This is a genomic window from Paraburkholderia sp., from assembly GCF_047605525.1.
Lineage (GTDB): Bacteria > Pseudomonadota > Gammaproteobacteria > Burkholderiales > Burkholderiaceae > Paraburkholderia.
Window position 1 is genome coordinate 183,056 of record NZ_JASGFN010000004.1, and the last position, 13,401, is coordinate 196,456.

Below are 13,401 nucleotides of genomic sequence, written 5' to 3' on the forward strand. Positions count from 1 at the left end.
ATCAGGCGCCGAGCAGAACCCCCGTCCTGATCGGCCGCGTGCCCGTCACCCGGCCGAGCGGCGCGCCGGCCGTGACGAAGCGGATCGCGCGCCGCATATACAGCACCCCCTCGGTCTGACTGACGATCGTGGTCGTCTCGTCGGTCAACGGATCGACGATATCGAATAGCGGCTGGCCGACGCGAATCGTGTCGCCGATCTTCGCGCGGTGCACCAGAATCCCGCTCACCGGCGCATAGAACTGTTCGCTGCCCGCGAGCGGCGTCGCGGCCGACCGCAACGCTGGCAACGGTTTCGCTTCGCCGCGAATCGCGCCGCGCCACACGAGGTAATCGACGATCGCATCGGCGTCCTGCTGCGCGACTTCGTACGACACGTCGCGCTGGCCGCGGCACTCCACCGTCACCGCGATCGAGCCCGTGGGCACCGGCTTGTCCGCGGGCATCTGCTGCTGCAACGTCCACCACAGCAGGCTATGCGTTTCGTCGAACGCGCCGCCGCCCGAGTCCGTCGCGAGCAGCGACGCCTGCGCGCCGAGGTAGCGCGACAACGGCTCGAATTCCGGCCATGCCGCTTCGCTCGTGTACAGATGCATCGCCGCTTCGAGCGAGCAATGCAGATCGATGACGACGTCCGCGTCGAACGACAGCTTCAGCAGCGCCAGTTGCAGTGACTCGAATTCGGTCAGCGGCTTCTGCTGCGCGAGTTCGGCCGCGACCAGCCCGCGCACGATGCGCCGGTTTTCGTTCGCGTCGGAGCCCAGCGCTTCCTTTGCATGTGCGACCAGCTTCGAGAATTGCACGAAATGCCGGTTGAAGTTCTTGCCGCTGCCGAGATCGAAGCGGCCGAGAAACTGGCCCAGCACGTACTGGCCGAGCCCGACCGGATTCGCGACCGGCACGAGCACGATTTCCGCGTTCAGCGCGCCGGTTTTCTCGAGTTCGAGCAGACGGCGCCTGAGCAGCACGGTGGTCAGCATCGCCGGCGTTTCGTCGGCATGCAGCGACGCCTGGATATAGATCTTCTGGCCGCCGTGGGTGTCGCCCGCGGGACCGAAATGAAAGGACACCAGTTCGCGGTGCGTGCCGATAGCCGGCGAGAGAAGCGGAATCGATTGCCTGTTCATGAACGGAAAGTCGCAATAGGAAAGTGGGACGTGGGGATCAGTTGCCGTACGGATCGAAGTCGAAGTACTTCTTCGCGATCCGCGCATAGGTGCCGTCTTTCAGCATCGACGCGATCGCCGCGTTGATCGACGCCTGCACCGCGGTTTCATCCTTGCGCAGGCCGATGCCGACGCCGCGATCGCCCATCGACAGCGGCTCGCCGACGAACGCGAAGCCCTTGCCCGCCGGCGTGCGCAGAAAGCCGTAATCGGCTTCGACCGTGCCGAGCAATGCGCCGTCGAGCCGGCCGTTCTGCAAATCGGCGAACACTTCGTCCTGGCTCTTGTAGGCCACCACGTGCGCGCCGAGCGGCGTCCAGTTCTTCAGCGCATAGCCCTCGAACTGCGTGCCCGACTGCACGCCGATCTGCTTGCCGGCAAGCCCGGCGGCAGTGGGCGCGAGCGTCGAACCTTGCCGCGCGATCAGCCGCGACTTGAACTGGAACAGCTTCGACGAAAACAGAATCTGCTGCTCGCGCTTCTCGGTGATCGCCATCGAAGACAGCACCGCGTCGATCTTGCGCGCCTGGAGCGCCGGAATCATCCCCGAAAATTCCAGCTCGACCCACTGGCAATGCGCGTGGATGCGCCGGCAAATCTCGTTGCCGAGATCGACGTCGAAGCCCTTGAGGCTGCCGTCGGGCGCCTTCGAGTCCATCGGCGGATAGGTCGGGTCGATGCCGAGGCGCAACGTGTTGGCGTCGGCGGCGAACGCGCCGCTGCTGAAGGTCAGCGCGGCGCAGAGAATCGTCAGCGGAATTTTCATGGAAACCGGGTGTGGGCGGATGGGGACAGCGCAATCCTATGCCGCCACCGCGCCTTAAAGAAGCCCCGTTCGGACTATCATGATCACTTTTACCGATCACCGAACGACAACGTCATGGCATTGACGATTTCCCAACTGCGCGCGTTCACCGCGGTCGCCGAGCACGGCAGCATCCGCGCGGCGTCGCGCGCGCTCGGCATCGCGCAGAGCGGCATCACGCAGCAATTGCAGAATCTCGAATCGATGCTCGGCGCGACGCTCTTCACGCGCACGAATCGCGGCATCGCACTGACCGCGCTCGGTCAGCGGCTGTTGCAACGGGCCAGCGCGATCCTCGGCGAATGCGAGCGCGCCGAGCAGGACGTGCGGCAGTTGCGCGGCGACTACGCGGGCGAAGTCACGTTCGGCATGACGACCGAGCCGCTCGTCGACGCGTTCGCGCCGGTGCTGATGGAATTTCGCGCGCGCTTCGAGCGCGTCGCCGTGCATCTGCGCACCGGCACGTCGCGCATGATGATTTCGTGGATCCGCGAAGGCACGCTCGATTTCGCGGTCGCGCTCGTGTCGAAGCAGACCGATACCGCCGATCTGTCGGTCACGCCGCTCTATCCGTCCGATCCGGTGATCGTGTGCCGCAAAGGGCATCCGAAGGCGCGTGCGAAGTCGCTTGCCGAGCTTGCCGATTGCACATGGGTGACGACACGCTCGCCGAATCTGACCGAGGAGCCGCACGTCAACCGGCTGAGCCACCTATTCGACAGTCACGGGCTGCCGCCGCCGAGGATCGTCGCGACCGTCGAGGGGCTGTACGAAACACTGCATCTGGTCGGCGCGACCGATTGCCTGTCGCTCGAATCGTCGGTCGTCGCGAGGCGCGGGCCGTTCGCGGACGTGCTCACGACGATTGCGGTGCGTGAGCGCGGCGTCGAGCAGAACGTCTGCCTGCTGCAACGCGCGGCGATTCCGTTGACGCCGGCCGCGCAGGAATTCGCGACGATGATCGCGTCGTACACGCGCACGGTGCGGGCGCGTTGAGCGCCGGCAGTGACGCGGCAATCAGGCCGACGTTTCGAGCGCCAGCAATTCGTCGATGCGCTGCCTGCGGCGGATCAGCCGCGCGCCGCCATTCTCGACCAGTACTTCCGGAGCGAGCGGCCGGCTGTTGTAGTTCGATGACATCGACGCGCCGTACGCACCCGCGTCGTGAAACACGATGAAGTCACCCACTTCCGGCGCGGGCAGCGCGCGGCTCGTGACGACGCCGCCTTCGGCCTGCGTGAACACATCGCCCGCTTCGCACAATGGACCGGCCACGCTGAACGAGCCGACGGGCGCGTCGCTCGGCGTGCCGTCGGGCTTCAGCACGCTCATCTCGTGATGGCTGCCGTAAAACGAGGGCCGCACGAGATCGTTGAAGCCCGCGTCGATCAGCGCGAATTGCCGCGACGGCCGCCGGCTCAATGCCTGCACTTCGGCGACGAGCACGCCCGCCCGCGCGACCAGAAAACGCCCCGGTTCGATCTCGAGCCGCACGCTATGCCCGGCATGCGCTTCGATGCGCCGGCGTGCGTCGTCCCACAGCCTGAAGTAATGCGCGGTATCGACGCGCGGCTCGCCGTCGCGATACGGCACCGACAGGCCGCCGCCTGCTGAAATCGCCTCGATATCGTGATCGAGGCCGATCACCGCATCGACCATCGCTTCGCAGACGCGCGCGAGATGCGTGTAGTCGACGCCCGAGCCGATATGCATGTGCAGGCCGACCAGCTTCAGCCGATAGCGCCGGATGAGATCGAGCGCGCGCGGCACGTCGTCGCGCCAGATGCCGTGCTTGCTGTGCTCGCCGCCGGTGTTGGTCTTGTTGCTGTGGCCGTGGCCGAAGCCGGGGTTGATACGCAGCCACACGCGATGGCCTTCGTGCGCGTGCCGGCCGAGCCGTTCGAGCATGTCGAGCGAGCCGGCGTTGACCGTGATCCGCTGGGCAAGCACTGCGGCAAGGGTCGCGTGATCGAGCACATCGGCGGTAAAGACGACGCCGTCGGCGGCGTTTGTCGCGGGTTGAACCGCGAGTTGGGCCGCGGTGTCGGCCTTGAAGCCCGCGGCAAAACTGCGCGCGAGTTCACCGACGGACACCGCATCGACCACCACGCCCTCGTCGCGCATCAGCTTCAGGATATGCACGTTCGAACAGGCCTTCTGCGCGTAGCGGATCGTGTCGAAGCTGTGCAGTTCCGCGATGCGTCGACGGATTGCGCCGGCGTCATAGACCCACAGCGGCGTGCCATGCTGGCGTGCGAGTTCGGCGAGCTGGTGCGGATCGAACGGTGTCACGATGGTTTCCATGTCGAAGCCTGGCGGCGCATTGCATTGCGATAGCCGCCATGATGCGGCGCAGCCATCATTCAGTAAAATACCAATTTCTTGCTCACCTATTCATTCCTGATATAGGCCTGACCATGGCGCTCACGCACCGGCATATCGAAGTCTTCCGCGCGCTGATGACCGCGGGCAGCGTCACCAAAGCGGCCGACATGCTGTTCACGTCGCAGCCCACCGTGAGCCGCGAACTCGCGCGCATGGAACAGAGCATCGGCTTCGCGCTGTTCGAGCGCGTGCAGGGCCGGCTGCGCCCCACCCAATCCGCGTTGACGTTGTTCGACGAAATCAGGCGCGCCTATGTCGGGCTCGAACACGTCGCATCGACGGCGGCCGCGCTGCGCGAATTCAAGGGCGGCCAGCTTTCCGTGATCGCGCTGCCGGTATTCTCGCAATCGATCCTGCCGGCTGCGATCAAACGCTTTCACGACATGCAAGCAGGCGTGAGTGTGTCGATCGCGACGCAGGAGTCGCCGTTTCTCGAGGAATGGCTGACCGCGCAGCGCTACGATCTCGGCCTGACCGAACATGGCGCGCCGCCGCCCGGCACGCGTCTGACGCCGCTGCTCGCAGTCGATGAAGTGTGCGTACTGCCCGACGGACATCCGTTGCTCGCGAAACGCGTGATCGGCCTGAAGGATTTCGCGGATCAGGCCTTTATCAGCCTGTCCGCGAACGATCCGTACCGGCTCCAGATCGACGAAGCGTTCGCGCAGGCCGGCATCGCGCGCCGCCTGCTGATCGAAACGCCGGGCGCGGTCTCCGTATGCAACTGCGTGCGGCAGGGCCTCGGCATCGCGATCGTCAATCCGCTGACCGCCATCGACTTCGCGGGCCGCCATCTGCATATCCGGCCGCTCGCGCTGTCGCTGCCGTTTCGCGTGAGCGTGATTCATCCCGAGCACCGGCCCGCGCATCCGCTCGCGCCCGCGTTCGTCGGCGCGCTGCAAAGCGAAGCCGCCGCGCTGCGACTACAATTGAAACGCCATTCCGGGCCGGGACGGTAACAGCAGTTTCGGCGGTCATAAGCGCCGCACGACGCGCGCTCCCGCAAACCGCCGTCCATGCCGTCCGCCGCGCGGCCCAGGCACGCTTCACGCTGACATCATCACCCGCACACCGATCACCGACGCGCCGCGCACACCGCGCGGCCGCGCCGTATCGGAGTCGTCAAACGTCGTAGACCATCAACAGGAGTTGCCCAAATGATGAATCGAGACAATCCCGTCTGGCTGATTACAGGCTGTTCCACCGGCTTCGGCCGCGAGCTCGCGAAGCTCGTGCTCGAACGCGGCTGGCGCGCGGTCGTCACCGCGCGCGATGCGTCGAAAGTGAAGGACATCGCCGAGGGGCACGGCGAGCGCGCATTGGTGCTGCCGCTCGACGTGACGAATCGCGCGCAGATCGATAGCGCGGTCGAGCAGGCAAAGCGCCATTTCGGCCGCGTCGACGTGCTCGTCAACAACGCGGGCTACGGCTATCTGGCCGCGATCGAGGAAGGCGAGGACAGCGAAGTCCGCGCGATGTTCGAGACCAACGTGTTCGGCCTGATCGACATGACGAAGGCGGTGCTGCCGATCATGCGCGCGCAGCGCAGTGGCCTGATCGTCAACGTGTCGTCGATTGGCGGCATTGCGAGTTTCGCGGCGACCGGCTACTACCACGCCACGAAATACGCGGTCGAAGGGCTGTCGGAATCGCTCGCGCTGGAGGTGAAGCCGCTCGGCATCGGCGTGCTGATCGTCGAGCCGGGGCCGTTCCGCACCAACTGGGCGGGGCCGTCGATCAAGCAGTCGGCCACGCTGATCGACGCTTACGCGCCAACGGCCGGCGAGCGCCGCAAGCAGACCGAAGCGCGCAGCGGCAACCAGGCGGGCGACCCGGTGCGCGCCGCGCAGGCGATCATCGATGCCGCGCTGTCGGACCAGCCGCCGCTGCGTCTGCTGCTCGGCAAGGCCGCGCTCGAGCTTGCCTATAAAAAGCTCGATTTCATGCGCGGCGATTTTGACGCGTGGAAGGCGACGACCGAGGGCGCGGATTATTCGCAAGGCGCGGCGTGAGGGAGAGGTGATCGGCGCTGGGGCTGCGCGGCGCTGAGCCCCTGAGCTTCCGAGCCGTTGAGCCGTCCGAAGCCCGGCGTTTTCCGCCTACGCGCCGCGCCGTTTCAAAACTCGACCAGCGCGAAATCTTCCTTGCCCACGTCGCACAGCGGGCAGCGCCAGTCGGCCGGCACATCGGCCCAGCGCGTGCCCGGCGCGATCCCTTCCTCGGGCAAACCGGCCGCTTCGTCGTAGACCCAGCCGCAGATCACACAGACCCATTGCCTGAAATCGTCGGCTGCAGCCACGGTAGCGGACGCCGCCGCGGCCACGTCTTCCGCGGGCGGCGCGGCAGTCCGCGGCGTCGCGTCGAGACTGACGACGAGCGGCGCGACCGTGCCGCTGCCGGTCCCGGCGAGCCGCGCCTGCAGGCTTTCGAGCAGGCGCTGCGCCTCGTCCTGCGTCAGATCGATCCAGTACGGATCGCCCGCGCCGTCGTTGAGCCGCTCGGGGGAAAACTGGATTTCTACCGCTACGCCCTTCTTGTACATGGCAATCGGAATATCGGGGAGGCCGGTGCGTCAGCGCGCCTGGACCAGCAGATTCAGCGCGATCGACACGATCAGGGCCGCGCCGCCGACGAGGCCGAGCAGTTGCAGCAAAGTGAGGGATTTACGCGAGCTGGAAGGGGTGTGTTGCGTGGTCACGGGCGTTTCTTGAAGTTCGGAAAAAGCGCAATGGTACACGGGCGCGGATGACGCGCATGTCGATTGGCGCAAACTCGCGCGCAATAAAGTACCGGGCGACATTATCGCCGCTCGGGCGCGGCGCATTGTCTACCGTGAGGAGATGGATTAATTCCCGGCGAGGGGGAAACCTGCGCGGCCGGCGCTGTATCGCAGGCAGGACCGGCGCGCGACGCCGGTCGCAAACTACCGCCCGCGCTCAGGTCTTCGCCAGCGGATTGCCGTGGCGCGAATCCCAGAAGCGGATCACCGCGGTGTCGCCCGTACCCGCGCCCACCACCTGATCCGGCGCGCCGCATTCGCGCAGCAGCGCGCGCAATTCGTTGATGACCGGAAATACCTCGTGATTCCAGTCCGCGCCCTGCGAATCGTGCGCGCGCTGCTCCGCCTCGACGATCTCGCGATCTTCCTTGAAGATGCGCTCGGTGAACCACACCAGCAGCGGCCACGCGAGATGCATCACGCCCGGAATGCCGGGCTTGCGGATCGACAGCAGCCCGAACGTACGGTTGGTGCGCTGCTCGCGATCGAGCGGCACGTAGACGATCCACAGATCCATCACCAGCGTCTGCTCGGCATTGCGAATCTGCAGCGTCTGGTACGGATACCCGGTGCGGATCGTCATCACGTCCTTGTCGTTGTCGCCGCCGCTCTTGCGGCTCTGGCCGAACACGATCGCCTCGCCGATCGGCTGCTGGCCCTCCATGCGCGCGAACGTGTAGTCGACCTCGACCCAGCCCTCGCCGCGCCGCCGTCCGACCGACCGCGCGCGCATCTTGCCCATCTGCCGGCGATGCAGGAACTGATGGTTCATGTCCATCAGGTTCTCGTGCATGAACGAGTAGTGGCAATTGACCGCGCGGCCGAAGCGGCGCGTCTTGTACTTCGGGTCCGACACCGAGCCGAAACTGGGCAGCGGCCGCTGTTCGGCGAGCGCGGCGTCGCCCGGAAACACGAAGATCAGCCCCTCGATTTCCCGGCACGGATACGAGCGCACGCCGTTCGGCAAACGGTCGCGGCCCAGATACGGCACGTCGATGCACTTGCCCGAGCAGTCGTAGGTCCAGCCGTGATAGCCGCAGCGAATCGATTCGCCGTCGACGACACCCTGATGCAGCGGCACCTGCCGATGCGCGCAGCGGTCCTCGAGCGCGAACACGTTGCCGCTTTCGGTGCGCGCGAGCACGATCGGATCGCCGGCGAACGTCACGCCATGCGTCTTGCCGCGCTTCACTTCATGTGACCACGCGAGCGGGTACCAGTAATCCGGATGAATGCCGACGCGGCGCAGATCGCGCACCGGCGCGCCGTTCGCCGCGTGCGTCTGTTCGCCGGTTTGCGATGCGGAAGAAGCGGAGGAAGCGGGATTCTGCGACGCCGTCTCGGAAGGCGCCGCGGCGACGGCTGCGTCGGCGATATCCTGTTCGAGCGGGGGGACAGCATGCATAGGTCAAGTCTCCGTGCGCGAGCGAATAGAAGGAGGTTGCCGCCTCGCACGTCGAACGTCGAACGTCGAGGCCGGCATCGTCGCCAGTCTACTCGAAGCAGCGCCGCCTGGGTCCGCCCGCGGTCCGTACGACGTGCCGCCGCGCACGGTGCGCAGGCGCGCGCGCCTGGGCGTGAAGGAGCTACCTTCGCCGCGCGCGTGCCACGGAAAAAATGACCTGGATGCGACGCTCAGCGGTCGTCGCCCGCGACGAGTCCGGAGCGGCGTTGCACACCCCACGCGCTGCCGCCGCGTAAAAAATGCAGCCAGCCGAGCGCCGCGCCGAGATGGCGCACAAGCTGGAACGAGAACGGCTCGGCGAGCGCCGCGAGCATCGCCATGCCGAGGCTGTTGCCGCTGCGCTCGCCGGTCCAGCGCCGGTACAGATGGATACTCCACAGATAGAACGCGAGATCGATCGCCGTTTTCAGGCCGATCACGCTGAAGATCGATACGACGATCGCGCCGTGCCCGCCGAACAGGAAGCCGAGCAGCAGCCCGAACGCGGTCAGCCCGTAGATCGGCTGCATCGTGTCGAACGCCTTGACCGGCAGCATCAGCGTGCCGAGCGTGCCGTAGCGCGAATTGCCGGTCATGTCGCGGTTCCAGTACTGCGTTTGCAGGAAGCCCGCGAACCAGCGGCGGCGCTGCCGCAGGAAGCTCGCGAGGTTGCCGGGCGCGTCGGTGCGCGCATGCGCTTCGCCGACCACGCGCACGTCCCAGCCGAGGCCGTGATCGACCGAGTAGCGGCGCAGCCGGTGAATCAGCTCGTAGTCTTCGACGAGGCACTGCGGATCGAAGCCGCCGACGTCGACGAGCGCGTCGCGCCGGAACGACGCGAACGCGCCCGAGATCAGCAGCAGGCTGTCCGCGCGCATCCACGCGAAACGCGCGATGAAATTGCGCATGTACTCGTAGGTCTGGAACCACTGGAACACGCGGCCCGACACCGACTTGCCGCAGACCGGCACGAGAATGCCGGCCGCCGCGACCAGCTTCGGCTCGCTCGCGAACGCGGCGCGCATCGCGTAGGTGGCGTCGTCGTCGAGCAGCGTGTCGGCGTCGACCGTCATCACCGTTTCCGTGGTCATCACGGTGATCGCGGCGTTCAGCGCGCGCGCCTTGCCGCCGTGCGGCACGCGCAGCCAGAACAGGTTCGGATAAAGCGCGCTCGGCGCGCTCAGCACGCCCTCGGCGGCGGGTGCGAGGCCGAAGCGTTCGGTGAGCAGTGCGCCGGTGCCGTCGGTGGAGCCGTCATCGGCAATGACGATCTGCGCCGGGCCGTGCGTCTGCCGCAGCAACGCGGCGAGCGTCACCGGCAGCACCGCCGCCTCGTTATGCGACGCGACGATCACGCCCATGTCCGGCAATGCGCGCCGCTCGTAGTCGGCTTCGAGTGGCCGCGCGCGGCACATCAGCGGCAGTGACTTCCACGTGACGAACGCGAGCAGCAGCGTGTCGTACACCACATACGCAATCCCGGTCGACCACGCGAGCGCGCCGCGCAGAAAGAACGCGCGCGCGAACAGCAGCAGCCACAGCACGACGACGCTCGCGTGAATCAGCGTGCTCGACAGCGTTGCGCGACGCGGCAGGATGCGCGGCGATGTGAGAGCGAGTGCCTGTTCGAGAGTCTTCTTCAAAGCGATTGCCGGGTTCGTCGAGGTTGCGGTTGGAAAGCGGATGCGCGGATGTGTTCGATGCGTCGGTGCATGAGTAAAAACTGCGCGGTGCTTCACGGCTTCATGCGCTTCAATACCGACTTGCGATCGATCCACTCATGCTTGAGCGCGCCGCCGATATGCATCGCCAGCAACGCATAGAGCGCATAGCCGAGCCACGTGTGCAGCGCGCCGAAGCGATCGTGCAGGCTCTCCTTGAGCGTCGGATCGAGATTCATCACGTAGCCGATGCGCGGCCACTGGAACAGGCCGAACCAATGCATCGGATGCGTGGCCGCGTCCTTCCACGCGGAGTCGTGCAGCCAGCCGGACAGCGGCAACGCAATCATCAGCAGATACAACGCGAAATGGGCGAGATGCGCGGCGACCCTCTCCCACGACGGAAATTCGCGCGGCAACGGCGGCGGCTTGTGCGACACGCGCCACAGAATGCGCAGCAACGCGAGTCCGAGCACCGTGATGCCGATCGACTTGTGCGTATCGATCACCGGACGCACCCAGTCGTCGGGCAGCGAATCCGCGCTGAGCCCGAGCGCGACGTTGACGATCATCAGCAGCGCGATCAGCCAGTGCAGCGCCATCGCCGTGCGCGTGTAGCGCTGCGGCGGCGCCGCGGTCGAATCGGTCAGGGAGTCCGCACGAGTGTTCATGGCTGTTCTGTCCGCGATAGCAATGAAGGCTGCGAAAGCTGTTTGAAAATCCGGTTGCGTGGCGCGGACCGCGCCCGCTGCGCGAACCACGGTGCCGCCTGTGTCAGGCTAACGCCCAAGTGTGCCTCTTTATTCCTCGAAGCGCTTAACGCGCATGTTTCAGTGTGTTTCGGGCATCGCGTCATGCATGACTCAGGGGCGCACTGAGGGGCGCACCGAGCGGCCGCCGCGCGATCAATGCGGTAGATTCGATCCGCTCGTCGAACCAGCCGTCACCGGTTGCATGAGCATCGAGTAGCTGGTCGATGCGCGCGAGCAGTTCGTCGAGCCGCGCGCCGAGCCGCTCACGCGACAGACTCGACATCGACAGCGGCCGCGCACGCAGTGCTGCGGCCGACACGCGCCGCGTCTCGACGACCGCAATACGCTCGAGCGCCGCAAACGCCGACTTCGCGAGGACCGCCTCATGGTCCTCCCAGCCTTCGGTCTTGCGCTGCATGCGCGCCGGATCGTCGCTCCCGTATTCCTCGATCAGCGCGCGATAAGGCGCGAGCCATGCAATCGGCGCATCGGTGACGAGCGACGTCGAAAACAGCGCGACCGCGCCGTGCGGCTCGATCAGCGCATCCAGACGCGCGAGCGTGTCGGGCCGGTCCATCCAGTGAAACGCGCGGCCGATCACCGCGAGCCGGAACTGCCCGAGCGCGGGCGACAGATCGTACGAACTGCCGTTGCGATACGCGATGTTCGGCGCGAGGCCCGCGCCGAGGCCTGCCGCGATGCGCAGCATGTCCTCCCCCGGATCGAGCGCGAGCCCCGCGCCGACCCACGACGAAAACGCCAGCGACAACTGCCCCGGCCCGCAGCCGAGATCAAGCAGCCTGTGCGAGCCGCGCAACTCGCACGACTGCGCGACGCGGCGGATCAGTTGCGGAGAATACGCGGGGCGGCCCATCAGATAGTGGGCAGCGTTGTCCTTGAAGCGGTCGGGGACGAAGGGGATGGGAGCGGTCATGGCGGTTCCGTCCGGTGGCACTGATGGCGAAGAAGGGACAAGACGTAGCGTGCGAGTGCCTATTATCGGCGCTGCCGCGGCCGCGATGCAGTTTCGCCGGCGGCGCCCGTCTCCGTTGCGATCAGGAAAGGCACGCTGAAAACCGAATGAAAGGATGACGCGTCCCGTCCTGGCGGTTCCTTTGGCGGCTCCCTTGGCGACGAGTCGGCATTGTCGAAACGTTGGACATGTACCACCGGCTCGTCAACAATCCGGATTCCGGCGACGTGCGCACCGGCCCGTGCCGGACATCAGACGGGCCACGCATGCGGCACTTGCCACCACCCAGGGACGTGATGCCATGACTCTCCGCGACGCCATTCCGATTCTCCGCATCTTCTCGGTCGAGAAGGCCTACGAGTTCTATCTCGACTATCTGGGCTTCACGCTCGAATGGGAGCATCGCTTCGCCGATGATTTACCGCTCTATGCGCAGGTCAAACGCGGGAACGTCGTTTTCCACCTGAGCGAACATTACGGCGACAGCACGCCCGGCTCCGCGGTCTTTCTGCCGGTCGACGATATCGACTCGCTGCATCAGGAACTGCAAGCGAAGCAGTACACGTATGCACGGCCCGGTGTGGAAACGGTCGATTGGGGACGCCAGATGCGGATCGCCGATCCGTTCGGCAACCATCTCTGTTTTTGCCAGCCTGGGTGAGCGGCCGCCCACGAGTGGCGCCGCGGCCGCGACGCTAAAAGAAGCTCAGCGCGTCGGCTTGCGCCGCTTGCCCGACGCATTCTGCGTGCCCGATGCGCCCGATGTGCCCGACGTACCGCAGATCAACGCGACACCGGCCTGCGCCGTCGCTCGCAGCGAATCGCGCGAATCGCCGGCGCGCGAGCGCAACGCGAGGCTGTGCAGAATCGCCGATGCGACTTTCGCGAGCAGTGCCGGATTCGCCGACGCATCGAGTTCGCCTTCCGCTTGCGCGCGCTGGAGCCGCCGCTCGAACGCGGCGTCGAACGTAGCGAGGCCGCTCGCGAGCTTGCCGCGTACTTCGGCGTCCGCTCTCGATTCCACTACCGCCGTGCCGATCAGAAAACAGCCGCGCGGCACCTCGCCGGGCGGAAGATAAAGCGCCAGCGCCCCGTCGTAGACGGCCAGCAACGCGTCGGCCAACGGACGATCGCCGTGCAGCGCGGTTTCCATCGCATTGCGGCCGACTTCGACGTATCGATCGAGCGTGTCGAGATAAAGCGCGTGCTTGTCGCCGAACGCGCCGTACAGACTCGGCCGGTTCATGCCCGTCGCCTCGCTCAGCGCATCGAGCGACGTGCCGGAGTAGCCGCCGTGCCAGAACGCGTCGCGCGCATCGTTCAACGCCTGACGCGAATCGTAGTTGCGAGGCCGCCCACGCGGCCGCTTTTCATTTTTTGTACCGGTATGCATAAAAATATCTGGCGCCGTTGATTTTTGTTCACTATAGTACAAAA

Annotated in this window: 14 protein-coding genes; 4 read left to right on the forward strand and 10 right to left on the reverse strand. The window is 66.1% G+C overall.

The window, feature by feature from the left end:
- Position 1 precedes the first annotated feature (1 nt).
- Positions 2 to 1,126, reverse strand: a complete 1,125-nt coding sequence (locus QM685_RS07475) for a succinylglutamate desuccinylase/aspartoacylase family protein (protein WP_415114310.1) — start codon at positions 1,124 to 1,126, stop codon at positions 2 to 4.
- Positions 1,127 to 1,163: 37 nt separating this feature from the next.
- On the reverse strand, positions 1,164 to 1,931 hold the full coding sequence (locus QM685_RS07480; RefSeq protein ID WP_415114312.1) for a transporter substrate-binding domain-containing protein: 768 nt from the start codon (positions 1,929 to 1,931) through the stop codon (positions 1,164 to 1,166).
- Between the two features lie 114 nt (positions 1,932 to 2,045).
- Between QM685_RS07480 and QM685_RS07485 the strand changes: the two genes are divergently transcribed.
- Entirely contained in the window at positions 2,046 to 2,966 is a 921-nt protein-coding gene (locus QM685_RS07485; protein ID WP_415114314.1) for a LysR substrate-binding domain-containing protein, read from the forward strand.
- A gap of 21 nt (positions 2,967 to 2,987) precedes the next feature.
- Here QM685_RS07485 and lysA read toward each other — a convergent pair whose 3' ends face one another.
- On the reverse strand, positions 2,988 to 4,274 hold the full coding sequence (gene lysA, locus QM685_RS07490; protein ID WP_415114316.1) for a diaminopimelate decarboxylase: 1,287 nt from the start codon (positions 4,272 to 4,274) through the stop codon (positions 2,988 to 2,990).
- 113 nt (positions 4,275 to 4,387) lie between these two features.
- Here lysA and QM685_RS07495 point away from each other — a divergent pair, with 113 nt between their 5' ends.
- Both QM685_RS07495 and QM685_RS07500 read left to right on the forward strand, forming a co-directional pair.
- Entirely contained in the window at positions 4,388 to 5,314 is a 927-nt protein-coding gene (locus QM685_RS07495; protein ID WP_415114318.1) for a LysR family transcriptional regulator, read from the forward strand.
- 198 nt (positions 5,315 to 5,512) lie between these two features.
- The gene (locus tag QM685_RS07500; RefSeq protein WP_415114320.1) at positions 5,513 to 6,367 is read left to right on the forward strand and encodes an oxidoreductase; all 855 of its coding nucleotides are present in this window, start codon (positions 5,513 to 5,515) and stop codon (positions 6,365 to 6,367) included.
- 104 nt (positions 6,368 to 6,471) lie between these two features.
- On the opposite strand, the gene QM685_RS07505 is transcribed toward QM685_RS07500, so the two are convergent.
- The 6 genes from QM685_RS07505 to QM685_RS07530 all read right to left on the reverse strand — a co-directional run bounded on the left by QM685_RS07505 (position 6,472) and on the right by QM685_RS07530 (position 11,925).
- Positions 6,472 to 6,897 carry a rubredoxin gene (locus tag QM685_RS07505; RefSeq protein WP_415114322.1) on the reverse strand — a complete coding sequence of 142 codons (426 nt, stop codon included), beginning with the start codon at positions 6,895 to 6,897 and terminating at the stop codon, positions 6,472 to 6,474.
- Positions 6,898 to 6,927: 30 nt separating this feature from the next.
- Positions 6,928 to 7,053: a hypothetical protein gene (locus QM685_RS07510; protein WP_415114324.1), complete on the reverse strand. Its 126-nt coding sequence runs from the start codon at positions 7,051 to 7,053 to the stop codon at positions 6,928 to 6,930.
- Between the two features lie 238 nt (positions 7,054 to 7,291).
- Positions 7,292 to 8,539 (reverse strand): Rieske 2Fe-2S domain-containing protein, encoded by a 1,248-nt coding sequence (locus QM685_RS07515; protein WP_415114326.1) that lies wholly within the window; start codon positions 8,537 to 8,539, stop codon positions 7,292 to 7,294.
- Positions 8,540 to 8,769: 230 nt separating this feature from the next.
- On the reverse strand, positions 8,770 to 10,221 hold the full coding sequence (locus QM685_RS07520; protein WP_415114328.1) for a glycosyltransferase family 2 protein: 1,452 nt from the start codon (positions 10,219 to 10,221) through the stop codon (positions 8,770 to 8,772).
- A 92-nt stretch (positions 10,222 to 10,313) separates the two neighbouring features.
- The gene (locus QM685_RS07525; RefSeq protein ID WP_415114330.1) at positions 10,314 to 10,910 is read right to left on the reverse strand and encodes a cytochrome b; all 597 of its coding nucleotides are present in this window, start codon (positions 10,908 to 10,910) and stop codon (positions 10,314 to 10,316) included.
- Between the two features lie 181 nt (positions 10,911 to 11,091).
- Positions 11,092 to 11,925, reverse strand: a complete 834-nt coding sequence (locus QM685_RS07530; protein WP_415114332.1) for a class I SAM-dependent methyltransferase — start codon at positions 11,923 to 11,925, stop codon at positions 11,092 to 11,094.
- Between the two features lie 154 nt (positions 11,926 to 12,079).
- Between QM685_RS07530 and QM685_RS07535 the strand changes: the two genes are divergently transcribed.
- Positions 12,080 to 12,625, forward strand: a complete 546-nt coding sequence (locus QM685_RS07535) for a glyoxalase superfamily protein (RefSeq protein ID WP_415114334.1) — start codon at positions 12,080 to 12,082, stop codon at positions 12,623 to 12,625.
- Between the two features lie 45 nt (positions 12,626 to 12,670).
- Here QM685_RS07535 and QM685_RS07540 read toward each other — a convergent pair whose 3' ends face one another.
- Positions 12,671 to 13,357, reverse strand: a complete 687-nt coding sequence (locus tag QM685_RS07540; RefSeq protein ID WP_415114336.1) for a TetR/AcrR family transcriptional regulator — start codon at positions 13,355 to 13,357, stop codon at positions 12,671 to 12,673.
- Positions 13,358 to 13,401: the final 44 nt, after the last annotated feature.

What these genes read in the sequence shown, in the direction of transcription:
- QM685_RS07540 (WP_415114336.1), bottom strand. Translation starts at nt 13,357, where the DNA reads ATGCATACCGGTACAAAAAATGAAAAGCGGCCGCGTGGGCGGCCTCGC.
- QM685_RS07530 (WP_415114332.1), bottom strand. Translation starts at nt 11,925, where the DNA reads ATGACCGCTCCCATCCCCTTCGTCCCCGACCGCTTCAAGGACAACGCT.
- QM685_RS07525 (WP_415114330.1), bottom strand. Translation starts at nt 10,910, where the DNA reads ATGAACACTCGTGCGGACTCCCTGACCGATTCGACCGCGGCGCCGCCG.
- QM685_RS07500 (WP_415114320.1), top strand. Translation starts at nt 5,513, where the DNA reads ATGATGAATCGAGACAATCCCGTCTGGCTGATTACAGGCTGTTCCACC.
- QM685_RS07535 (WP_415114334.1), top strand. Translation starts at nt 12,080, where the DNA reads ATGACGCGTCCCGTCCTGGCGGTTCCTTTGGCGGCTCCCTTGGCGACG.
- QM685_RS07480 (WP_415114312.1), bottom strand. Translation starts at nt 1,931, where the DNA reads ATGAAAATTCCGCTGACGATTCTCTGCGCCGCGCTGACCTTCAGCAGC.
- QM685_RS07505 (WP_415114322.1), bottom strand. Translation starts at nt 6,897, where the DNA reads ATGTACAAGAAGGGCGTAGCGGTAGAAATCCAGTTTTCCCCCGAGCGG.
- QM685_RS07495 (WP_415114318.1), top strand. Translation starts at nt 4,388, where the DNA reads ATGGCGCTCACGCACCGGCATATCGAAGTCTTCCGCGCGCTGATGACC.
- QM685_RS07515 (WP_415114326.1), bottom strand. Translation starts at nt 8,539, where the DNA reads ATGCATGCTGTCCCCCCGCTCGAACAGGATATCGCCGACGCAGCCGTC.
- QM685_RS07475 (WP_415114310.1), bottom strand. Translation starts at nt 1,126, where the DNA reads ATGAACAGGCAATCGATTCCGCTTCTCTCGCCGGCTATCGGCACGCAC.
- QM685_RS07485 (WP_415114314.1), top strand. Translation starts at nt 2,046, where the DNA reads ATGGCATTGACGATTTCCCAACTGCGCGCGTTCACCGCGGTCGCCGAG.
- lysA (WP_415114316.1), bottom strand. Translation starts at nt 4,274, where the DNA reads ATGGAAACCATCGTGACACCGTTCGATCCGCACCAGCTCGCCGAACTC.